Here is a 22,590-nt window from a genome sequence, read left to right as displayed (position 1 = left end):
TGAATTTGCAGGTGGAGAATCTGAGTTTTGAGGAATAAAAAGTCACTTTAGTGACTGTATCTGGCTCTGTTTAAGATAAATAATTGCCGCTAGACTCAATCAAAGCAGATTACATAGTATGTTTTATGGTGTGTGCTATTTATTCTAAAACTGAAAAATTGCTCATTGGAGTGGTTTGCCGATGCTGATGTTTATAGATATATGAGCGAAATAAAAGGAAGTTCATTTCGCTCATATAGCGCTGGCTAAAGCGGGCTAATAGGTACTTTTATGTACTTTAAATAAACCTGTAACAGCCAAATGGTAAAGGGTATTAATCAACAGCAACCATGACATTGCTAGCTTTAATAATCGCGTAAGCATTACCGCCCACAGTTAAACCAAGTTGCTGACAAGACTTTTTAGTGACTACTGATGTGATCTCAACTCCTGGTGCAAGTTCAATGACCACTTCATTGTTTACAGAACCCTCTTCGATTGAGGTGATTTTACCAACCAGTGAATTACGAGCGCTGATTTTCATAATATTTAAATTTCCTATTAATGAGTCAATATGCTGATATTAATTATAAAAATAAGGTATTTATAATTTTTAAAGCGAAATGTATGGCTCGTTCCACTGTGCGTAAAAATGAACCATGAGCCTAAGTTTAATTGATAAATTCAATTTTGCTTGTTCAGAGGTTAACTTTTGCGAGGGATAAGCGCGAAGAAATAGTAAAACTTAATGGGTTAAACGATGAGCGTTATTAAGGGTAAATAATTATAGGGCTTAAGGTGAAATGCTCAATTAATCAAGTGTTTACACTTAAGGTGGTAAGTACTAGACGTCATCAAGTATAGGCTTCCTTTATCAGGATTGGGCTAATGAATGTATTTGTCTCATATCAAAATCATGTTAGCTTAATTTTTACACATGTGAGTCGCTACATGTGCTGAGTGATTAAGTTGAGTGAAGATATGCTTAAGGAGAAGGGTTTACAGGATGTTTATCAAACAAGAGATATACCGATTTAGTATCGTTGTCATCAGTCTATTGAGCTTATCTGCGTGCAGTTCAATGTCCCAAAAAAACTTATCAGTTGATGTGAAAATGCCTGCTGCGAGTAGTTTACTCCAACTTCAAGCCAGCAAATATACTGTGCCATCCATTGAGAGTTTGACTCAACTAACACCGATACAAGAGCGGGAGTTATTGGCGTTTATTGCCGATGAAGAAATTGCTGCTTTACCCAATAGAAAAAAAGTGAGTCAATTTATTGGTCAAAAAGTGGTTAATTTTAACTATGAAGGTTCAAACTTTAATGCCAGTGATGCGTGGTTAAATAAATCTGGTAATTGTATGTCTCTAGCTATGTTGACCTATGGCGTCGCAAAATTCTTAAATGTTAAAGCTGTTTTTCAAGTAGTGCATAGTGCGCCCCTTGTGACCGTCATCACCAAGGATTTGATGGTGTCATCGGATCATGTCCGTACCTTTCTTTATGAGGTTGATAGCAGTGATTCAAAATCAAATTTATATCTATATGGCGGAGAGTTCTCTGTGATTGATTACTTTCCTGATCGTAACGACCGCAATGGTGGCGTGGTATCAGACAGTCAATTTTTAGCCATGTTTTACCGTAATTTAGCTGCTGATGCCTTATTGGATGATAAGCTTGAATTAGCTTTTGCGTTAATGCAAAAAGGCCTGTCATTAGCACCGGATTATGTACCCTTGATTAATATGATGGCAGTAGTACACCGCCGTATTGAAGCCTATGATATTGCCGAAGCCTATTATCAGTATGGTTTGCAATTTAAGCCTAACTCACTAAGTCTATTAAGTAATTACAGCTTTGTTCTGAATTCTCAAGGTCGAATAGATGAAGCGCAGAGTATTAGTCAGCAATTATTGGATCTGGAAAATGAAAGCCCTTATGGCTGGTATAGCATGGGAATAGAAGCGTTAGCGTTAAAAGATTACCGAGCAGCAGAGATATTCTTTAGAAAATTCATCAAAAATAGCCCTTATTTCCATCAGGCCTATTATGAGTTAGCCAAGGCGCTCAATGCACAGGGAAAACCCTATGCAGCTAAGCAGAGCTTGAAAGAGGCGTTGACGTTAACATCCCTAGGGGAAAACCAGCAGAAATATTTAGCCAAACTCAATTGGTTAAACTCAGTTGCTAGAAAAGGGCTTGCTGAGCAGTAGGTTATTACGATTTAAAAAGAAAAAGCCAGCTTGCATCATAGAGGTCAGCTGGCTTTTTTATCATTATGAATTAATTAATCAATAGTTAGTGCGACAATCTTAAGGGGATGGTTGTCATCAAAAGAAGGGAAGTCTTCATGGCAATTTAACCATTCAATTGAGCTGACACTGCGGTCTTGTTTTTCAACACAGCGCACTAAGCTGTTGAGCCAGGCTTCTCGTTCCACTTTGGCGACATTGTTACAGCACACTATGGTGCCACCACTTTTTGTTGTTAGCATTGCAGGCTTAAATAAACCTTGGTAATCATTAATCAGATCAACGGTGCCAAATGGGCTTTTTGCAAAACGTGGCGGGTCCAGAAAGACTAAATCAAATTGAGTCGCGGCTAGCTTGGGATATTTAGGTAATTTTTGCCCGCGGCGGCCACCGACCTTAAGACCAGCTAATTGACGCAGCGCAGGAAAAGCATCGCTTTGAATAAACTCACAAGTATCTGCTACCTCATTGAGCTCAGCATTCCTTTGGCCTGCAGCCAAAGCAAATGATGAGAAATCCACATTAACTGCCCGAGTTGCACCGCCCATGGCTGCTGCAGTGCCAATACCGCAAGTGTATGAAAATAGGTTTAGCACGGTTTTGCCTTGGCTATTGGCTCTTACATATTCTCTACCGATACGCATATCGAGAAACAATAACGGGTCTTGGCCTTCATGGCGTAATTTTGAGGTGAACTTGATGCCATTTTCTTGGATAACTTGCTCTGAACAGGCAAAGTCATTGAAGTCATCAGCAAGATTATTTTCAATGCGTGAATTACGTTTAGCACGGTCATTGTAGATAATAGGTAACTCAATATGTGCGTTAAGGACTTCAGTTATTTGCGCAAGCTGTTGCTCAGTTAAGGTCTGATGGAATGTTTGAATGAGCCATGCATTACCATAACGGTCAATATTAAGACCATTTTCGCCTTCAACTGTGCCATGAAATACCCGAAAACAATCGGTTTGTTGAAGCGCTGCTTGTTTAAAAAATTCAGCGCGTTGATTAATGGCGTGAGTAAGAGAAGACTGCAATGACATAATTGTGCTCGTTAGCATTAAAAAGGCAAAAAGGGATTATATCAAGCTTCGAGTTACTTGTCGGTATGTGTTACCGCTTCTGAAGGAGGATTTATATGCCCTCTGTAACAAGCACTGAAATCAAGCTCTCATATTTATTTTTAAAAGTAACAAATTGTAGCCTTAGCCATATTTTTCATCGAAAATATCCACACTCTTTAACGAAATCTGTTACCTTTTCACATCCTGTAAATATCTGAAAATAATCGAAATAGTTTTTTATATTGTAATTGTCGAGCGAAATAGCAGATGACTCTAAGTTGGGGTTGTAAGACCATTTATGCTCCGTCAACTCAAGAGTATGCCGTAGCGGTTCTCTGCTTTAGTTATTCCAAGTATTCGCTATTTGATTAATTTTTCGATTTAGTTAGTTGTAAACGACGAGGTTCATTTGAATCATCTGCTGCGCCATTCACTATTACCCGTATTATTGCTTTTTTTTTGCGGTATTTTTTCGACCGCAGCAACTGCAGCAAAGCCGCCAGTTTTCGATTTATTAGATGAGATTGCCAGCATTGAACACGGGCCGCAATTAACGGCGTTATATCTTGGGGCTGATAAAGACCCTGAAGGCACCTTAACGGCTTTAGAGCAACTAAAATCCCAAGGTGTTATCGATGGTAATGACTATTTTAAAACCATTTATTATCTGATCCTTTATAACGTTCAATTTGTACTGTCTGATGTTGAGGCGGCAGAAAAAACCACTAAAACCTTATATCAATTTGGCCTAGATAGCGGCCAAGACTGGATTATGGCTGAAGGCTTAACCATTAAAGGCACCTTGGCGGCGAGAAAAAGTGAAGGTAAAAAAGCGCTGCGACTTATAGAGCAAGCGATTAGCTTAGCTGAACAACTGCATTATAACCGCTTACTGGCTCGTGCACTTAATGTTCGCGGCATAATTCACTCGCGAAGTTTAGCGTATGAATTGGCGATTGAGGATTATCAAAGAGCGATTAAACTGGCTGAAACCACCAATAATAGCGATTTTGTATTTAAGTTATATTCAAATATATCAGTGCTTTATTCTATGGTTGAAGATTGGCCTAGCGCGATTGAATACAATAAAAAAGCCACTGAGTTATATCTTAAAAGTGATAATGTCAGCTTTGAGTACTTAGTGATCCTATACAGTAATGCTAGTAACAATATGCTAGAAATTAATGATATAGAAGCGGCGACCCAATACAGTGAAAAAAGCATTGCCGTGGCACGGGAGTCCAATAATAACCAGCTTATTGTCAACGCCTTAATGACCCAGACCCACTTATTAATTAGTCAGCAACTCTTTGCTGAGGCTGAGCCAGTGGCAATGGAATGTGTTGAGCTCGCGAAGCAAGTGCATGATCAATTACCTTATAACGAATGCTTAATGGGTCTCGGCGAGGTCAGTTTATTTAAGGGTGATAGCGCCACTGCTGGTGATTATGCCAACAATGCCATGGCAGGGCTTAAGGCCATTGATAACCAAGACTCACTATTAAAGTCCTATGAATTATTGGCGCGAGTCTATCAAGCACAGCAGCGATACCCTGAGGCCATTGAGCAATTAACCACTTATTATGAAGGCACCCAAAAGCTGCTTTTCAATCAGCGTGAAGAACAGTTATTTGCCTTAAAAGCCTTGTATGAAGGCCAGCTTCAAGATGAAAAAATTGCCTTATTAACCGCAGAAAATGAACTGAAGGCCGCCACTCTTGATAAAAAAGAGCTACAAGAAAGAATATGGTTGTTAGCTTTGGCTATTTTAGCTATTGGCTTAGTGTTATTAATTAGACGTTACTTTTTAAGTGAAAAGAACATCGATAGCCTGCGAACATCAAATAAAAGTTTGTATAAAGCTTCAAATAACGATCAACTCACAGGACTACACAACCGCCGCTATATCGAGCACTTTATTCATCATGAGCTAACCGCATTTCCGAATGCTTATTATTGTATGTTGATGATTGACTGCGATAACTTTAAAAAAGTGAACGATAATTATGGTCATGATACTGGGGATATCGTGCTCACAGAAATTGCCAAGCGTTTATCGAACAGCATTCGTAAAGGGGATGTATTAGTACGATGGGGCGGTGAAGAGTTTATTATATTATTGCAAGTTGACGAAGCCGACCCCACCTCTCTGGATGAAGTGTTAAGCCGTTTTAATCAGGCTATTAGCACTGAAGCCGTTATAACTCCAGCTGCTGATTTAGTGGTGACAGTATCGATTGGCGCAAGTCGACCGACAACAGCCAAAAGGCTAGTCGAAGAGTGGGATTCAATCCTCAAACTTGCCGATACCGCGTTATACCAAGCTAAACAAGCTGGACGCAATTGCGCGGTTATTGCGGAAAAATAACTTATTCAGGCAAATGCACTTTAAAGGTTTTATCGGCGATAACTTTGCCGTTTAGCTCTAGGGTCATGCGCCAGTTGCCGACTTTGTTGTCAATTGGCGCCCAAATACAGTCTCCAAGGTAAAACTTCCAATCGTTTTCTTTGATGTACACTTCACCATCGAAAGGCGCTTGAATATTGCCTTCTGCATCGGGAATATCGGGGTGATAAATACAGTAACCTAACACTTGATTTTTGGCTTTGCGAATACGGGTGACAAAGCCAAATTCAATGTCTATTTCAGCAGGCACATGTACGGTGGCTTTTAAAAATCTTGGCAGTTCATCACTATCAGAATCCCATTGACTGAAAATCCCCGCTTGAATAATACTGACATCTGCTTTTAATTTACTCATATCTTGTAGATCTCTATAGCTAACGCTAGTCCTTTCTTTAATCCTTGCTCAGCTGGCTAATAGCGGCTTGCATTGCAAACTCATAGCCCTGAATGCCTAAGCCGCAAATTACCCCGACCGCTTTATCTGATAAATAAGAATGATGTCTAAAAGGCTCGCGAGCATGAACATTTGAAATATGGACTTCAATAAACGGAATATTCACCCCAAGCAGTGCATCGCGCAGGGCGACACTGGTGTGGGTAAAGGCGGCAGGATTGATCACAATAAACTTGGCATCAGTGGCATGAATCGCATTGATAAGTGCATGTTCGGCATTAGACTGGATATGATCAAAGTCTAATTCGGCACCATGGGCTTGAGACTGACACTTTGCCACAATGGTGTCTAAGTTATCGCTGCCATAAAGGCCTGGCTCACGACGGCCTAATAAATTTAAATTAGGGCCATTAACTAGTAAAATCTTGGCTTTGGGCGTCATGCACTTTCCTTAAAATTGCTACTGATGAGTATTGATAATACCGAATAAGGTTAATTTATCATGTAATTATTGCCATAAGTGGATAAATTTTCATGGCTGTATTAAGGCGAGTTTGAAAACGATTGCAGCTTAATAATCAGATTTGTTTTTTCGTAGCGCTTTCGTAGCGCCGCGCTGCTTTTTGGCATCGACTCTGCGGCGTTGACTGCCTTTAGTTGCTTTGGTGGCAATACGTTTTTTTTGCACTATACCGACACTTTTTACTAGCTCAATAAACTGCTCTAATGCCAGCTGACGATTAAAATCTTGGCTGCGGCTTTGTTGGCATTTTATGATCACTTTACCGCTCTTAGTAATGCGATGATCGGCTTTGGCCAATAGCTTTTGCTGATAAAACTCAGGTAGCGATGACTGACGTATGTCAAAAATAATCTGCGCTGCAGTGGAAACTTTATTAATGTGCTGCCCACCAGCGCCGCTTGAACGGATAAATTGCCATTCAATTTCATTATCTTCGATGCTGACGCTGTTGGTTATCTTGATCATTATATGATTCTACTTTTTACCATTTACTTGGGTCTATTTAAGGGGGCTGATTCGAGTTTATTGTTTGTTACCACTTGAGTTTAACAAACTTTTGTTTAGTACTGCGGATAAGATTTGTTACTATCAATAATTATCTAGAAACTAGGCCACATTGACCGTTTGGAGTTGCTTTATGTTGTGCCAAATCCCCGATATCGCTAAAGGCGTTATTAGCTTATTCGTTAGTGGGCGTTTATCTACCCAAGACTATCGCACTCAACTACAACCTTTAATCACAGACTATCGCGAGCAAACTGGTAAGGTTTTCTTATACATAGAGGCGGACGTGTTACTTGAAGGTTGGGATGTCAGCTCCTTGTCTGGGGGCGATAAAGTGCAATTACCCCATTTTGATGCATTAGTGTTTGTCGGCGGCCCTGACTGGGTTGGTAATGCGGTAAATTTACTCGGCCCTTTTATGCAGGGCGAAGTGGCATGGTTTCCACTTGAACAAAAGCAGCAAGCCATAGCTTGGCTACAACAATAATTATATTTGGTTAATTATCTCAAGGAAGTAGAAAATATGTCAGTGACACAATCATATTCAAAAATCGCCGCTGTATTAAGCGCAGGTTTATTAATTATCGGTCTAAGTGCCTGTTCACCAGAAGTAGGCAGTGAGGCGTGGTGTAAGCAAATGAAAGAAAAACCTAGCGGTGATTGGACTGCTAATGAAGCGGCTGATTATGCGAAGCATTGTGTATTTTAATTGATTTTTTAGCATGATAATTTGTGATCTAAGTATTGCTTGATGAATTTAATGGTCGCGAGTGGTGAACTTTCAGTTACACTCGCAGTCATATTTACCGATTCAGTTACACAACTTAATCGCTAAGATTTAATCACTCAGAACCACTAAGGTACGCTTTGCACTCATTGGTCGTTATTCAAAAATATGCCAAGTATATGATCGCCGTTATGTTACTGCAGTTTTTCAGTACTAACTTTGGCGGGCATCAACTGCATCTTGGAGAAAGCGAACAAGAAGACGTAAATCATTCACATTTGGTTTTTTCTGCCCCAGTAGATATTTGTGATAAGAATGATGTTGATAGTTTATTTGCCGTAGCAGACCATCAACATGCGACCAATGATAATACTCAAAACCAAAGCTATGAGCTTTGTTTAGATTGTCAGTGTCACGGTGGTTCAGCCACTGCCATTGGCATTGTGGCTAATCTGCTGCCAAGTATTCCCTTTTCTGAATCACCAAAAACCTTCATTGAAGATTACTTACCGCCTGAATCTCGTCTAAGTTACCGCCCCCCTATCGCATAAATCCTTTTTGATTTTTATGTGATTAATATTATTTCTCACCATTATCTAATTTGTATCAATTCAGCTCAGTAGTGCCATCTAGTCTTTATTGGCTAAATGAGAAACTGTGTATGTGTCTGTCGCTTTTAGCAGTACTAACACACTGAACTTAGATAATTTTTTACTGAAAAATATTAATCGTAAATTTGACAATAGCGTTTCAGTTAATACTGAAATCTAGGATTTATGATGAGAAAAACCCTCATTGCGACTGCAATTGCGATACCGCTATTTGCAGCTAACGCGCATAGTTCGACACCTGATGTCGACAAAAATATTGGCTCTAATGGGAGTCTCGCGGCACTAACGCAATCACAAACAGCAGTTCATTCAAGTGTGAATGTGTGGCTCCCCGAGTTAATGACGCAATTTGAGCAACTGCCTGAGGTGAGAGCCCAGAAAGTGTTGATGAAGCAAACTAAGCTGGCGTTAACTTCGGCAGATAATGCCATTTATAATCCAGAGCTTGGCTTGGATTATCAAAACGCCCCCGGTGATGACACTTACTCAATCGCAGTGAGTCAAACCATTGATTGGAGTGATAAACGCGGTGAAGCGGTTCGAGTGGCACAGTTAGAATCTGAAATGGTGCTAGCGTCAATTGAACTTAACCGCAGTCAGTTATTATCGCAGCAGTTACTGGCATTGGCTAACCTACAACAGAATCAGAAATTGTTGGCATTTAATCAGCAGCAATTTGATTCAGCCCAAAGGCAATTAGCGCTTGCTAAACAGCGTGCTGAAGTGGGCGATATCTCAATGGTTGAGCTGCAACTGATGCAATTGGATGTGGCCAATAATGCTGCTGACTTAGCGATTGCAGAGCAAGAAATGCTCAACGCAGAAACTGCCGTTTATGGCCTATTAGGGCCAATATTATTTTCAAACCCATCTCAATCTGCTGAAGTCATGACCCATAATTTACTGAATATTGACTACCTTGCCTTAGCTAAAATTCCGAGTTTTCAATCGGTATCGCCGCAATTGCCAGCATTAAAAAGTGCTTATCAACAAGTGATGCTCACCAAGCTGACAGTAAACCAAATGAAAGCTGATCTCGCTGAAGACCCAAGCATTAGCTTAAGTGCTGAGCGCGAAGGCAGTGACAATAAGTTTGCTGTTGGTGTCTCAATTCCATTGCAAATTCGCAATAACTACAGTGATGCAATCGCCACCGCCAGCGAAGATATTAGCATCGCAGAGCAAGCTTATTTAGTGGAAGAGCGACTCATGCAGCAGCAATGGATGCAATTTAATCGAGCGGTGCCGCGGTTGTTACAACGATATCAGCAGTGGGAGGATTTGGTGCAAAAATCAGGTCAGGCTGCATCCTCTGCTTTATCGACGCAATGGCGTAGTGGCGATATTGCCACCAGCGACTATTTGCAAAGTCAGCAGCAAATGAGCAGTAGCTACATTGCCGGCTTAAGGCTGGAGGCAAGCTTGTATGAAAATTGGCTTGCTTGGATGGGCAATAGTGGTCAGCTTGAGCAAATATTGCGTGAGCAATTGACCTCAAGGGATATGACCCAATCACTAAAAATAGCCAATTAAACCCACTATATTAGTTACTGAATATTAAGCATTCTTATGTTGTTGATTGACGTTTATGAACCGATAAACAGTCGCAAATGAACGCTATCGCAAAGCGTTATCAATAACCGCTTTTATATCAGTAAACCCCCGCAATAACTGCGGGACACATAGGTAATAAAGATGAAAAATATGCAACTAAATCCTTCTACACAGGCGATTTATCAATTTAAATCGGATGACATAAGTGCGACCTACTCAAACCGTCTCAAAGGTGGTTTTTTAAGAAGTATTAGCTTTGGGTTATTGATGGCTGTGACTGTTGGTATGGCTGTTGGTATGAGCGGATGTGTTTACGCTAATACGGATGCTGCACAGGCAAATATCCACAGCAGTGAAGAGCATGCTGCAGAAGCTCATGTGACAGAAGAGCAGGCTCCTGAAAATAATGAACCCCAAGATGAAAAAGGCGTAACTGAGACAGCTGCAGCTCTAGTCGAAAAAAGTAATGACACAGTCGATGATCACAGTGATGAAGCGCTGGTATTAAGCGAACAGCAACAACAACTTGCTGGTATTAATGTTGTCAGCCTCAGTGCTGGCACGTTTAATTTAGATGATGTTGCTACTGCCACATTGATTGTCGATCGCGATCGCACCATGACCATAGCGCCGCAATTAGATGTCAGAGTATTAAAGCGCCACGTCGTACCGGGGCAAGAAGTGACTCTAGGACAAGTACTGTTGACCTTAGGGGGGGTCGCAGTTGCGCAAGCTCAGGCTGATTATATTACAGCGGCCGCTGAGTTGAGCCGAGTAAATCGCATGAATAAGAATACCGTAACGGCCAGTCGGCGCTTACTGGCTCAAGTTCAAGCCGAGTTAACCCGAGCAAACCTTGAAGCAATTAAAATGTCGCCTGAACAGATAGTGGCGTTAACTTCAAAGCCGAGTGAAATAGGTAGTTTCAAATTACTGGCACCCATTAGTGGCCGTGTTCAACAAGATGTCGCCATGTTAGGGCAAGTATCTGCAGGCGGTGCGCCATTAATGCAGTTAACTGATGAGTCGCACTTATGGGTTGAAGCGCAACTGTCAGCTATACAAGCTGATGGTATTGAATCTGGCGATAAAGCCATGGTAAAGGTGGGCAAGGTCTCGATTGAAGGCACGATTATTGGTCGTTCGCATGAACTCAACCCGATTACACGTACCGAGCAAGTGCTTGTCAGTATCAATAATACTGAGTACGGCTTGCATGCAGGGCAATTTGCCGAATTATATTTACCTAATGCGCTTAATGGCGGTGTGGTGTTACCCGACGCAGCACTAACTCGCGGCGGTGATGGAGATTGGCAGGTGTTTATTCAAGTTGAGGATGGCTTTGAAGCGGTAGAAGTTGAAGTCGTTGAACGTCAACGTGGCATGAACATGGTTACCGGACTGGCACCAAACAGTCAGGTAGTGATTAGCGGTGCTTTCCTGTTGGCATCTGAATTGGCGAAAGCCGGTTTTGATATCCACAACCACTAGGAAGGAATAAGCCATGTTAGCTAAATTGATAGAGTCTGCCATCCGTAACCGATTGCTTGTCGGCTTAGCCTTGCTATGTATCGCTGTAGCCAGTGCGTTTATGTTACCCAAACTCAATCTCGATGCTTTTCCGGATGTCACCAATGTACAAGTCACTGTCAATACCGCGGCTGAAGGTTTGGCGGCAGAAGAAGTTGAAAAACTGATCAGTTACCCGGTTGAATCGGCAATGTATGCCTTGCCTGCAGTGACTGAAGTGAGGTCATTATCTCGCACCGGTTTGTCGATAGTGACAGTGGTATTTGCTGAAGGCACCGATATTTACTTTGCTCGTCAGCAAGTGTTTGAACAACTGCAAGCTGCCCGTGAAATGATCCCAGACGGCGTCGGGGTGCCAGAAATTGGCCCTAATACGTCAGGGCTAGGGCAGATATATCAATATATTTTGCGTGCAACACCAGAGTCAGGTGTCGACGCTGCAGAGCTTCGTAGTCTTAATGATTACTTAGTCAAATTGATCATGATGCCAGTGAGTGGTGTCACTGAAGTGTTATCTTTTGGCGGTGATGTTCGTCAATATCAAGTACAAATTGATCCCAATAAATTGCTCAGTTATGGCCTGACAATGCAGCAAGTCACCGATGCATTAGAAAGCAATAACCGTAATGCGGGCGGCTGGTTTATGGATCAAGGTCAGGAACAGCTAGTTGTTCGTGGCTACGGTTTATTGCCTGCTGGTGATGCAGGGCTTAAAGCCATTGGCCAAATTTCATTAACCGAAGTCAGCGGCACGCCTGTACGGGTAGCAGATATTGCGACAGTGGCTTATGGCAGTGAAATTCGTGTTGGCGCCGTGACTATGACTAGAAAGCAAGATGATAAAGTCGAAGTCTTGGGTGAAGTGGTCGCGGGTGTCGTACTTAAGCGCATGGGCGCAAATACTAAAGCGACCATTGATGATATCAGTGACAGAGTGGCCTTAATTGAACAATCGCTACCGGAAGGCGTATCGTTTGAGGTGTTTTACGATCAATCTGATCTGGTTAAACAAGCAGTGACGACCGTGGTGAATGCTTTATTAATGGCATTTTTCTTTATTGTCATCATCTTAGCGTTATTTCTAGTCAACATCAGAGCGACCTTACTGGTATTACTGTCTATCCCGATCTCTATTGGTATGGCACTACTTATCATGTCGTATTACGGCATGTCTGCTAACTTGATGTCTTTGGGCGGTTTAGCTGTTGCCATCGGGATGTTAGTTGATGGCTCAGTGGTGATGGTTGAGAATATTTTCAAGCATTTAACCAGAAAGGAAGGCACCTTAGCGGATGGATCAAATACTGATTCCAAAACGACTGACTTAACATCTACCGTTGCCAAAGTGATGAAAGCAGCTAAAGAAGTATGTAGCCCAATCTTCTTTGCTACTGCGATTATCATTGTGGTATTTGCTCCGTTATTTGCACTTGAGGGGGTAGAAGGTAAATTATTCCAGCCAATGGCGGTAAGTATCATTCTGGCGATGATTTCAGCCTTGTTAGTGGCATTAATAGCCGTACCCGCGATGGCGGTATATCTATTTAATCGTGGCGTTACCATCAAAAAAAGCGTGGTTTTAGCGCCGATTGAAGCAGGTTACCGTAAATTACTCGCATCAATCATGAATCGTCCAGTGACAGTGATGGGCACCGCCGTGGTGTTGTTTATTGCCAGCATGATGTTAGTGCCACGTTTAGGCACAGAGTTTGTCCCTGAACTTGAAGAAGGCACCATCAACTTACGTGTCACGCTTGCGCCAACGGCAAGTCTAGGGACATCGCTCGACATTGCTCCTAAAATTGAAGCCATGCTAATGGACTTTCCTGAGGTGGAATATGCGCTAAGTCGTATTGGCGCACCTGAGCTAGGCGGCGATCCTGAACCAGTGAGTAACATTGAAATATACATTGGCTTAAAGCCCGTCAGTGAATGGCAAAGCGCCAGCGATCGCTTTGAGCTACAACATTTGATGGAAGAAAAGCTGAGTATCTTCCCTGGATTATTGTTTACTTTCTCACAGCCTATTGCCACCCGCGTTGATGAATTATTGTCAGGGGTTAAAGCGCAATTAGCCATTAAGATTTTTGGTCCAGATTTAGATGTGCTATCTGAAAAAGGTCAACAACTTACTGAGCTTGTCAGTGCTATTCCTGGCGCTGTAGATGTATCACTTGAGCAAGTCAGTGGTGAAGCGCAATTGGTTATTAGGCCACTTCGCGATCAACTGGCTCGATATGGGTTAAGTGTCGATCAAGTGATGAACCTTGTTAGCCAAGGTATTGGTGGTGTGAGTGCTGGCCAAGTGATTGATGGTAATGCACGCTACGATATTAACGTACGTTTAGCGAAAGAGTACCGTAGCTCACCTGATGTATTAGGTAATTTGATCATGATGGGCGTAAATGGCACCCAAGTGAGATTAGGGGAAGTGGCTGAAGTGGGCGTTGAAATGGCGCCACCGAATATTCGCCGTGATGATGTGCAAAGACGTGTTGTGGTACAAGCAAACGTTTCGGGTCGTGATATGGGTTCAGTGGTTAATGATATCTATGCCATTGTGCCGCAAGCTGAATTGCCTGCAGGCTATACCGTTGTCGTTGGCGGTCAATATGAAAACCAACAACGCGCGCAACAAAAATTGATGTTAGTGGTGCCAATATCAATTGGCCTAATTGCCTTGTTATTGTTTTTCTCCTTTGGCTCGATCAAACAAGTCGCCTTGATTATGGCTAATGTGCCGTTAGCCTTGATTGGTGGTGTAGTAGCGCTTTATGTCACGGGCACTTATCTGTCTGTGCCTAGCTCTATCGGGTTTATCACCTTATTCGGCGTTGCGGTGCTAAACGGGGTGGTGCTGGTGGATTCGATTAACCAACGCCGGTTAACTGTTGAAGCTACTGACGGTGATGAAAGTCTATTTGATAGCGTCTATGAGGGCACTGTTGGTAGATTACGTCCGGTATTAATGACCGCGCTAACCTCTGCTTTAGGCTTAATTCCCATCTTGATCTCATCAGGTGTCGGCAGTGAAATTCAGCAACCCTTAGCGATAGTGATTATCGGCGGACTGTTTAGTTCAACCGCACTGACGCTGTTGGTATTACCGACTATGTATCAGTGGATCTATCGCAGAAAGTAGCCAGCTTTAAGTCAGGTAACAATTTTCCTGTATGGGTGTGAGTACTGTAACTACCAGTGTAGTTGCAGTGCTCCGGCTTCTCTATTGGTGATTAATCATCATCAATAAGGCGTTTATAAGCTCACTGAATCGACAAAACTGTCTCGTTTTAATTCATATATTTGGGTTGAACAAATATAAGTTTGCGTATTTGTTACTTTGACTAAGGCAGGGTAAAGTGGAAGGGAATAATCTATTTCGTTAAGGGAAGTAATGAAAAAAGTAATTATGCTAGCGTCATTGGTCGCACTTTGTGGCTGCAGTGCTGATAAGCCTCAAGAAGTGGAAATTAACTCAGCCGCTAATTCTGCCATTAACTCAGCCGCTAACTCGGACATTAATTCAGACATGAACAAGGCTAGTAACAAGAGTACCAGTAAGGAAAGTGAGGCAAACCCCGCGACGTTAAATGCTGTCGATACAGTAAGCCTGACAGAACCCCTGACTGCCAACATTGAAACTGAAAAACAGAAAAAGATCAACGCTTTATCTACAGCTCAAACTTCTGCAGCAGGTGAGCCATCTCAGTATTCTGTGGCAATCAATAATGAAAAATTTATTACGGATAATGTGGTTATCAAAACCGGTCAGTCACTGTTTAATATGCAAATGAATGACTACGGCGTTGTGAAAGGCTCTTTTGTTATTATCTCAACTGTCACTCCGCAGTGGCTTGAAAGCGACTTTTCTATAGATAACATAGCTAAAGAAACCTATCGACTTGCTCCCCATTCTGCTGATGAAGATTTGTATGCTTGGTATAAACAGTTAGCCAAAGATGTGCGATTTAGCGTGGTTGAGTTAGAGGTCGACTATAGTGGCAAAGCTCATGTTCCGGAGTTTTAAATGCTAATTTTTAAATACGAGTTTTAAAATACGACAGTAAATAAGATTTTAAATCAGCGAACAAATAAAAAAGCCACAACAAGTTGTTGTGGCTTTTAGCATTTATTAATCCTTATTTACGGCGACGAAGCGCTGCAAATGGTAATAATATCAATCCTAACCAACCCATAGAGCCACCACCAAAAGGTGATTTAGCTTTTGGGGTCTCTGTTACAACTGGAATGTCACTAACCGTCACAGATATAGGTGTTACTACATCAGCTACACCATCATTTACAGTCAATGTAAACTCAAGTGTTTCAGAACCAGAGTCAATTAATGGTGCTGTAAAGCTTAATTCAGCCGTATCTGTAGTGGTGAATGTTACTGCAGTACCAGCGGTTTGTTCCCACACATAGGTTAAAGTATCTGCAGCATTAGCATCAATTGCTGTCGCAGTGAAGGTCACTTCTTCACCTTCATTAACTTCTGCGGCATTTGCCATGACCGAGACGCTTGGTAAACGGTTTTCACACGCGTAAGTGTCACCTGCGACTACATCTGAGAAAATGCTCGTTTGGATATTGCTAAAGGTTATATCATCAATATACCAACCTGCAGCAAATCCTGAGAATGGGTCAGGGACAACGGCTGAGTCAGTGGCTACGCGGAATCTAAACTGTACTTGGTTACCGTTGAGTGATTCACCAAAGTTAATGGTTTCAAAACCCCAGTTTATACCTGAGTACATGTCACGGTCAGCAATAGCTGCTTCTGTATATTCAAGGCCAGTATCCGTATAACCGTCGCCTTCAAATGTGGCGCCAGCCTCGATAACATCTACCCAGTCACCACCATTGATACTGACTTCAACTACTGCGCCATCGAAACCTTCTTCTAAATTATATAAATGCCAGAAACTAACGGTGTAATCCCCTGCGAAACCCACAGTCATTGGGCGAGTTTCATAGGCGACATCTGAAGTAAAGCTATTGCCTGTTGCTGAGATGAGCCCATCGAACTCATCCCATTGATCTAAACCGAAAGTGCCACCAGCCATATCACCGCCAGCCATCACATTCTCGCTAAAGTCATTCAACCTAGAAAGGGTGTTAAGATCTTCGTATTGCTCTGTACCCGTTAACTCGCGAGTTTCGAAGTCGACGTTAACCGTTGTTGATAGCATATATTCATCAGCTTCAGCTCCCTCGGCAACATCAGGTACAAATTTCAGTACTAGCTCTTCGCCTGTTCCTGCGTTATCTAGGGTAAATTCTAATGGTGAACTGGTTGCTGAGCCAAATAGCGCAATATCATCAAAGCTAATAACTCCTTCATTGGCGAAGGTGACAGTATGATCACTTTCAACCATAACAGTCCCTGTCAGGCCTGCTAATGCTTCAGTACCATTATTCTGAATAGTGAAGCTAATGGTGCCAGTTTCACCCTTATCAAGAATGTTATCGCTTGAACAATATCCTGACATCAAGCCTTCGTAGTTGGCATTGAGCATGTGTTCACTTACTGCGTAAGTGGCTAACTCAGTTTCATATGACTCAACAACACCTGCGTGGTCGGTGGAGAAACGGCTTGGTGACTTCGCGCCGACACCCATTCCGCGTCTAGCGAAAGCGGCTAAGATCACTTTATAATCTTCAATATCGTTAGCATAGGCTGCAGCAAGGAGTGCATCACGACCTTCGGTAAAGGTTGGCGCCATTGGCATCATTTTATAACCGGCAACTAAGTAGTCTTTCATCAAGCTCTTAGCTTCGTCGAAGGTATGACGTTCATCGTTAACTAAGCCGATAAATGAATCCCACAACATTGCAGCGTAGACAGAGCCCGAACCATGGACTTGTGGATTTCTTTCAACATAAGCAAATGTCGATGGGTTAATGTCCATATTAGTTGAATATGGGAACTCACGGATACCGTTTACAAAGCTTGCTACATAAGTAGTATCGCCATATGCGCCAGCGTAATCCTCGTTACCTGCTACTAAGTTATCTGCAGCATCTGAGCCAAATAATAATGCATGGAAGTCACCAAAACCTTCACCCATAGAACGTGCTTGATTACTGCTTAAACCCGAACCATTACCGACTAAACGGTTACTGATGTAGTGCCCCCACTCATGGGCAACAATGGCGTTATCCCAAGAACTGTCTTTAAAGTTACGGGTTAGGTCATTCTTGAACATTTCAATAGAAACAGTTTCATTTGCATCTAAAAGCGCATATATAGCAGCGCCGTCACTGAAGTTAATACCCATGCTTGGAATTGTGACTGTATCGTCAGCTCCGCCCATTGGTGCAGGGGTACCATCATCGATGTTGTTGGCAATAATCACCGCCACTGCGCCAGCGTCTTGGGCATTTTTAACTTTCACGGTGAAGTTACATGCGCCGCGGTCAATAATGGCAATTTTACCAGCAATATCAGCGCCATTCACAGAAGCTTCACAGCCATCTCTAATTGGGTCAACACCATCTTCAATACGAACTAAATCGCCCGAGATCTCATAAACATCGGCACCAAAACTTGAAAATTGGACAATGTCTAATAAACCCAATGCAGCGTGAGAAGTGATGGTTAAACCATAATCAACGCCGTTTTCAGCTTGAGTGGTTTCCCATAAATACATCTGCATGCGTGGTGACGCACCATCAGCAGGGGTCGACATGTTAGCGTTATCAAAGCCTGAGTTATCTTGTACTTCTACATTGAGCGGATCGCCTTCAATACCACCTCGATCATAGTTTACAGCTTGGGCATTACCTGCTGCTTCATCAAAACCATGATCATAATAATCATTGTGTAAGTAGTTGTTCATGTAGAACAAATTAACAATAGCGGCTTTGCGGTTGTTTATTGAGTACTCAGGTTCATTGACATTGTATACATAATCAAATGTGTTAGCGCTGGTGGTTTCTGCTTGGTAATCACCATTGGTGAAGCCTTGAGGTGCTACAGCATCAACATAGGCATTCACATTGTTACCTGAGGTAGTTGTTGCATCATCTGCTAACCAAGGGTCCATTGTGCTAATTGGCCCGTGGCTTAAACCTACTAATGGTGCATCTAAGTAAGGTGCGGTTAGATAAGCGTCAACATCGCTGCCTTCTGGAGCTGGCATCACATTGCCGTGTGGGCTATCCCAAGGCTTGCCGTCAGCATCAGCGTAGATACGGTAATCAAAATCAGCGGCATGACTGGTTAAGTTTTTCGTAAATAGGACTTCACCGGTTTTAGCTGAAATGACGTAGCTGAAATACTCAGACTCACGGCTATCCACAGAGCCTGTTTCAATTTCGACGTAGTGGGCAGCAACTAAGTTGTTTTTATATTCAAAGAATACTTTCTTTGCGCGAGGTTCACCCACCAACACTTTATCATTAGCTGTGTTAGTCACGGCAAATGTTTCATATTTTCCATTCGAAGACTTTGAGGCTAGGGTTATTGCGTTACTGTTGCCACCCATTGCCTTAAATGCAGCGTTTATTGAATTGGCAGCATCACCAAATGCAGAGTCAGTATTCTTTAAAATAGAAGCTGCTGACTTAGTATTGGCTGAAGAACTAAAGTAACCAGAAGAAGCAACAAGGTTTAGTTCTCTGTCCATCATGACATTGAATTCACTGTTAAATACTTCAACACCGGCAATTTCTTGCTTATATTTAGCAATAATCGGGCCGCGACCCATATCATGAGTATTTGCTAGAGCCGCTTGAGCCAGTCCTCTTTTAGCTGATGACATACCCGTTAATTGAGCCAAATAAAAATCGGCGGCATAAGCCGTTTTGTTGGCTGTTTTTAGGGCGCCTAAGTTTGGCGTAGACTGATTTTTACCAGCCCATTGGAATGTGGTTTTACCTAGCTGAGCATCAAATTGATTTTTCATACCGCTGACGGTCGCGGCATTTTCAATTTTATTATACTTTTTAACAAGTTGAGCTTTATCAAATGATTTATAGTTTGGTGCCTCGTTCAATTCAGTGCTTAAAGCACTAAATGACATACTTGAAAGAGTTGCACCAATAACGGTGGCTATTGCTGTTTTATTAAAGTTCATGTCTCATCCTTAATCCTTAAAATTTTTACGGCCCCTCTATAAACTGAGGGTGTACAATTTGTAACATAAGATAGGTTTGTGTTAAATAATTGTTTTTTGCGGATTATCGGCTATATGTTTTTTGTGGGATTGGTGACTTGATTTAGATTTGTTACGCACGCACGCATAGTGTTGTTTTAGTTGCAAAAAATACTTTAATGCTCACGGGGTAATAAATCATCTAACATAAATTTTTACTAAAATTTATGTTAAAAAATGGTAGGGTCGGGTTAGTGTAAAGTTTCTATTACTGGAACTAATGGAGCGATAAAGGAGCAGGGTGAGAGCATGAGTGTTTATTTTTTGCTCAAAGCTTTGCAACCAGCCATAAATACCTTCTCAAAATAGTCGATATTCATAGCTGCTATCTTTTGTTTCCGACGAATACTCGCCTTCTTTGTTGTTTCCGCACGCAACATGCTTAACGTTATATGCCTCATGCAGGCCAAATTCTCCGCCGGGATCTTTCAGCTTGCTAAAATGTTGAGAAAATGCGTCGGTACTCATGATTGCTACTCTAGAAAAAGAGAGCATATGATCACAGCTCAACCTTTAGGTCAAATCAGATTTTATTGTTCATAAAACGTTCGCGAACTCCCCATGGATAAAGGAGTCACTTGAAGGTGAATTAACATTGGCAATATTAGCTGGTGTGATGACTAAACTGACTGGCTAACCCAGTTAAGTCGCAAGTATTTTGTTTGTGATACCAATCTCACCGCGGCTAATGAAACTCATCATAAAATTGCTGAAGCAAGGCGCGATTGCCATTAAGTATTAATTTTAAAATTAATATTACCTTCACCTTATAAACTTAATACTAATTAATTATTGAGTTTATTAGTTCTGCTAGCAATTGATTATTAGTTATCTGCTATTTTATTGGTTTGATATATGACGTTCTATTTTTAATGAGTGTATGAATTTCTGTTTTTCTCATTTTTTGATCTGTCAATTAAAATCCTGTCTATTTAAGTTTGAATTAAGCTTTTATTAATGTTTATTTAACACTTGATGGCGTATTTGGTTTCAATGTATTAGTTATTGATTATTTTTTATTTTTTATTGGCGGCTACTTTTTAAAAGATAGATTCATGATTCATTCAAAGGTTTTTTATATAATAGTATTATCAATACCTCAAAAGTAGTATTGCTTTGATGCAAGGTTATTGTATTGGATTAGAACATTGTCACATTAATGATTTAAATAAATGTGAGTTTATATTTCCTGTGATATTACTTATTAAACTTTAATAAGTAAGTATTAAAGTTATAGCAATTGATGAATGCTAATAAATATAAATAAAGTTCCATTTGGAGTGATGATGAAATTACAAAAGCTAGCGCTAGCGGTGATGGTATCTGCAGTTTTTACAGGTACTGCAGTTGCTAAAGATGTTGATCTATACAAGAGTGAAAACTGGCAGCAAACCTTCCCTGAGCAATATAAAACTTGGGCTGAAACTGAGCAAAGTACCCCAGCCAATGGCGAGCTTGACGATCTTTTAGCGGCTAACCCAAACCTTGTTTCGGCTTGGGCGGGTTATGGTTTTGCTAAAGACTATAACCGTGCTCGTGGTCACCATTATGCATTAACAGATATTATTAAAACTCTGCGGGTAGGCCACCCTGTTGTTGGTCATGACGGCAAAGTGGTTGGTGAAGCAATGGCTGCTAGTTGTTGGTCATGTAAAACCCCTGATGTTGCTCGCATGTATGACGAAGTAGGTGAAGGTAAATTCTCTGACAATGCTTGGTCAACTTGGGGTCATGAAATGTCTAACACAATCGGCTGTGCTGATTGTCATGAGTTAGGTAAAGAAGAGCTTAGATTGAGCCGTCCGTATGCCGATCGTGCGATGAAAACAATTGGTAAAGATTTCGCTAAGCAAGATTCAATCATGCAAGCTAGCCAAACATGTGCTCAGTGTCATGTTGAATACTATTTTGATGGCACTGATAGCAAAAAAGTGAAATACCCAATGGATTACTGGGTACCAGGCGTTGAAACAGATTACAAAAAGTTTGTTAATTACACAGGTACTGACGGTTTATATGTAGGTTTTGCTGCTGAAGCACAACTTGCGTATTTTGACCAACGCGGCTTTAAAGATTGGACCAACGCAGTATCTGGTGCGCCAATGATTAAAGCGCAGCATCCAGAATTTGAAAACATGTTAGATAGAACAGAACATGCAATGGATGACCATTTAGAGTTTGGTTGTACCACTTGTCATATGCCGAAAGCGACTAACGCTAAAGGCGCTGAATTCTCTAACCATAAAGTGACTTTTGAAGCTGATAAATTGCCAGCAGACTGTCAATCTTGTCATGAAGCCGGTGACTTTAAAGAGATCCTTGATGAGCGTAAAGCTGAGATCACTAAGTTACGTTTCGATGCTAATGGCACCGACCCACGGTTAACTGAAGTACACTTTAAAGCACAAGCTATTTGGGCTGCTAATGGCATTAAAGGCCTAGAAGCTGGTCAAACTATTCCACAAGCAAAAGGCAACTATGAAGCTGCACTTAAAGCGAAAACACCATTAGCCGGTGAAATGAATAGCTTACTGACTAAAGTCAGAAATGCGCAATGGTTCTGGGATAGTGCAACAGCATCTCACGGTATTCATGCGCATAACCCGACTGAAGCAGTACGTTTGCTTAAAAAATCTAATAGCATTTTAGATGCAGCATTGACTGAAGCTAATGCATTACTAGCCAAGTACGCACCTAGCTACAAGTATGATGCGACTAAGTACGACACTAAAGCGAAGGTACAACCTTTAGTGGGTCTTGACTTAGAAGCAATGCAAGCGTCTAAAGAAATATTCTTAGATAAGCGCGTTAAAAAAGAATGGCCAGCAGAGCTTAAGTAAGCTCGCTAGTTGATTGAAATGAAATAGACTTTCCATACTGTTTA

The 22,590-nt window shown here is 41.5% G+C and carries 16 protein-coding genes and 1 pseudogene; 10 read left to right on the top strand and 7 right to left on the bottom strand.

Features of this window, described 5'->3' with window-relative positions:
- Positions 1-313: 313 nt before the first annotated feature.
- Positions 314-523: a molybdopterin-binding protein gene (locus tag Q4546_RS13710; RefSeq protein WP_076538818.1), complete on the bottom strand. Its 210-nt coding sequence runs from the start codon at positions 521-523 to the stop codon at positions 314-316.
- A gap of 462 nt (positions 524-985) precedes the next feature.
- Between Q4546_RS13710 and Q4546_RS13705 the strand changes: the two genes are divergently transcribed.
- Positions 986-2,194, top strand: a complete 1,209-nt coding sequence (locus Q4546_RS13705; RefSeq protein WP_102530675.1) for a tetratricopeptide repeat protein — start codon at positions 986-988, stop codon at positions 2,192-2,194.
- A 74-nt stretch (positions 2,195-2,268) separates the two neighbouring features.
- Here the strand turns inward: Q4546_RS13705 and Q4546_RS13700 are convergent, their stop codons facing one another.
- Positions 2,269-3,276 (bottom strand): class I SAM-dependent rRNA methyltransferase, encoded by a 1,008-nt coding sequence (locus Q4546_RS13700; protein ID WP_303446435.1) that lies wholly within the window; start codon positions 3,274-3,276, stop codon positions 2,269-2,271.
- 430 nt (positions 3,277-3,706) lie between these two features.
- On the opposite strand from Q4546_RS13700, the gene Q4546_RS13695 reads away from it, so the two are divergent.
- Positions 3,707-5,665 carry a tetratricopeptide repeat-containing diguanylate cyclase gene (locus Q4546_RS13695; RefSeq protein WP_303446434.1) on the top strand — a complete coding sequence of 653 codons (1,959 nt, stop codon included), beginning with the start codon at positions 3,707-3,709 and terminating at the stop codon, positions 5,663-5,665.
- Between the two features lies 1 nt (position 5,666).
- Here Q4546_RS13695 and Q4546_RS13690 read toward each other — a convergent pair whose 3' ends face one another.
- The 3 genes from Q4546_RS13690 to arfB form a co-directional block, all read right to left on the bottom strand.
- Entirely contained in the window at positions 5,667-6,059 is a 393-nt protein-coding gene (locus tag Q4546_RS13690) for a DUF3859 domain-containing protein (RefSeq protein ID WP_102437633.1), read from the bottom strand.
- A gap of 37 nt (positions 6,060-6,096) precedes the next feature.
- Positions 6,097-6,540, bottom strand: a complete 444-nt coding sequence (gene aroQ, locus Q4546_RS13685; RefSeq protein ID WP_076538836.1) for a type II 3-dehydroquinate dehydratase — start codon at positions 6,538-6,540, stop codon at positions 6,097-6,099.
- 129 nt (positions 6,541-6,669) lie between these two features.
- The gene (arfB, locus tag Q4546_RS13680) at positions 6,670-7,086 is read right to left on the bottom strand and encodes an alternative ribosome rescue aminoacyl-tRNA hydrolase ArfB (protein WP_076538839.1); all 417 of its coding nucleotides are present in this window, start codon (positions 7,084-7,086) and stop codon (positions 6,670-6,672) included.
- Between the two features lie 172 nt (positions 7,087-7,258).
- Here arfB and Q4546_RS13675 point away from each other — a divergent pair, with 172 nt between their 5' ends.
- The 7 genes from Q4546_RS13675 to Q4546_RS13645 all read left to right on the top strand — a co-directional run bounded on the left by Q4546_RS13675 (position 7,259) and on the right by Q4546_RS13645 (position 15,574).
- Positions 7,259-7,612 (top strand): STAS/SEC14 domain-containing protein, encoded by a 354-nt coding sequence (locus Q4546_RS13675; RefSeq protein ID WP_102437635.1) that lies wholly within the window; start codon positions 7,259-7,261, stop codon positions 7,610-7,612.
- A 36-nt stretch (positions 7,613-7,648) separates the two neighbouring features.
- On the top strand, positions 7,649-7,834 hold the full coding sequence (locus Q4546_RS13670; RefSeq protein ID WP_102437637.1) for a DUF3012 domain-containing protein: 186 nt from the start codon (positions 7,649-7,651) through the stop codon (positions 7,832-7,834).
- Positions 7,835-7,992: 158 nt separating this feature from the next.
- Complete coding sequence (locus tag Q4546_RS13665) at positions 7,993-8,403, top strand: hypothetical protein (protein ID WP_241903494.1); 411 nt, start codon at positions 7,993-7,995, stop codon at positions 8,401-8,403.
- Positions 8,404-8,628: 225 nt separating this feature from the next.
- Positions 8,629-9,996: a TolC family protein gene (locus Q4546_RS13660; protein ID WP_241903495.1), complete on the top strand. Its 1,368-nt coding sequence runs from the start codon at positions 8,629-8,631 to the stop codon at positions 9,994-9,996.
- Positions 9,997-10,158: 162 nt separating this feature from the next.
- Positions 10,159-11,508, top strand: coding sequence for an efflux RND transporter periplasmic adaptor subunit (locus tag Q4546_RS13655; RefSeq protein ID WP_241903496.1), 1,350 nt, complete (start codon positions 10,159-10,161; stop codon positions 11,506-11,508).
- Between the two features lie 13 nt (positions 11,509-11,521).
- Entirely contained in the window at positions 11,522-14,689 is a 3,168-nt protein-coding gene (locus Q4546_RS13650) for an efflux RND transporter permease subunit (RefSeq protein WP_102437641.1), read from the top strand.
- A gap of 252 nt (positions 14,690-14,941) precedes the next feature.
- Positions 14,942-15,574, top strand: a complete 633-nt coding sequence (locus Q4546_RS13645) for a hypothetical protein (protein ID WP_102437643.1) — start codon at positions 14,942-14,944, stop codon at positions 15,572-15,574.
- Between the two features lie 112 nt (positions 15,575-15,686).
- Here Q4546_RS13645 and Q4546_RS13640 read toward each other — a convergent pair whose 3' ends face one another.
- Positions 15,687-19,628 (bottom strand): rhombosortase-dependent M36 family metallopeptidase, encoded by a 3,942-nt coding sequence (locus tag Q4546_RS13640; RefSeq protein ID WP_303446433.1) that lies wholly within the window; start codon positions 19,626-19,628, stop codon positions 15,687-15,689.
- 335 nt (positions 19,629-19,963) lie between these two features.
- A pseudogene (locus Q4546_RS13635) lies at positions 19,964-20,125 on the bottom strand (ISAs1 family transposase); the annotation flags it as partial.
- A gap of 864 nt (positions 20,126-20,989) precedes the next feature.
- Between Q4546_RS13635 and Q4546_RS13630 the strand changes: the two are divergent.
- Positions 20,990-22,546, top strand: coding sequence for an ammonia-forming cytochrome c nitrite reductase subunit c552 (locus tag Q4546_RS13630; protein WP_303446432.1), 1,557 nt, complete (start codon positions 20,990-20,992; stop codon positions 22,544-22,546).
- The last annotated feature ends 44 nt before the right edge of the window (positions 22,547-22,590 follow it).

Origin of the sequence: Shewanella sp. 4_MG-2023, assembly GCF_030548015.1 — a bacterium.
Lineage (GTDB): Bacteria > Pseudomonadota > Gammaproteobacteria > Enterobacterales > Shewanellaceae > Shewanella.
The sequence above is the reverse complement of the archived record's forward strand: the minus strand, read 5'-3'. Positions and strand labels throughout refer to the sequence as shown.

Bases quoted from the DNA above. Each gene is read 5' to 3' on its own strand.
- Q4546_RS13710 (WP_076538818.1), bottom strand. From the start codon at position 523: ATGAAAATCAGCGCTCGTAATTCACTGGTTGGTAAAATCACCTCAATC.
- Q4546_RS13705 (WP_102530675.1), top strand. From the start codon at position 986: ATGTTTATCAAACAAGAGATATACCGATTTAGTATCGTTGTCATCAGT.
- Q4546_RS13700 (WP_303446435.1), bottom strand. From the start codon at position 3,276: ATGTCATTGCAGTCTTCTCTTACTCACGCCATTAATCAACGCGCTGAA.
- Q4546_RS13690 (WP_102437633.1), bottom strand. From the start codon at position 6,059: ATGAGTAAATTAAAAGCAGATGTCAGTATTATTCAAGCGGGGATTTTC.
- aroQ (WP_076538836.1), bottom strand. From the start codon at position 6,540: ATGACGCCCAAAGCCAAGATTTTACTAGTTAATGGCCCTAATTTAAAT.
- arfB (WP_076538839.1), bottom strand. From the start codon at position 7,086: ATGATCAAGATAACCAACAGCGTCAGCATCGAAGATAATGAAATTGAA.
- Q4546_RS13675 (WP_102437635.1), top strand. From the start codon at position 7,259: ATGTTGTGCCAAATCCCCGATATCGCTAAAGGCGTTATTAGCTTATTC.
- Q4546_RS13670 (WP_102437637.1), top strand. From the start codon at position 7,649: ATGTCAGTGACACAATCATATTCAAAAATCGCCGCTGTATTAAGCGCA.
- Q4546_RS13660 (WP_241903495.1), top strand. From the start codon at position 8,629: ATGATGAGAAAAACCCTCATTGCGACTGCAATTGCGATACCGCTATTT.
- Q4546_RS13655 (WP_241903496.1), top strand. From the start codon at position 10,159: ATGAAAAATATGCAACTAAATCCTTCTACACAGGCGATTTATCAATTT.
- Q4546_RS13650 (WP_102437641.1), top strand. From the start codon at position 11,522: ATGTTAGCTAAATTGATAGAGTCTGCCATCCGTAACCGATTGCTTGTC.
- Q4546_RS13645 (WP_102437643.1), top strand. From the start codon at position 14,942: ATGAAAAAAGTAATTATGCTAGCGTCATTGGTCGCACTTTGTGGCTGC.
- Q4546_RS13640 (WP_303446433.1), bottom strand. From the start codon at position 19,628: ATGAACTTTAATAAAACAGCAATAGCCACCGTTATTGGTGCAACTCTT.
- Q4546_RS13630 (WP_303446432.1), top strand. From the start codon at position 20,990: ATGATGAAATTACAAAAGCTAGCGCTAGCGGTGATGGTATCTGCAGTT.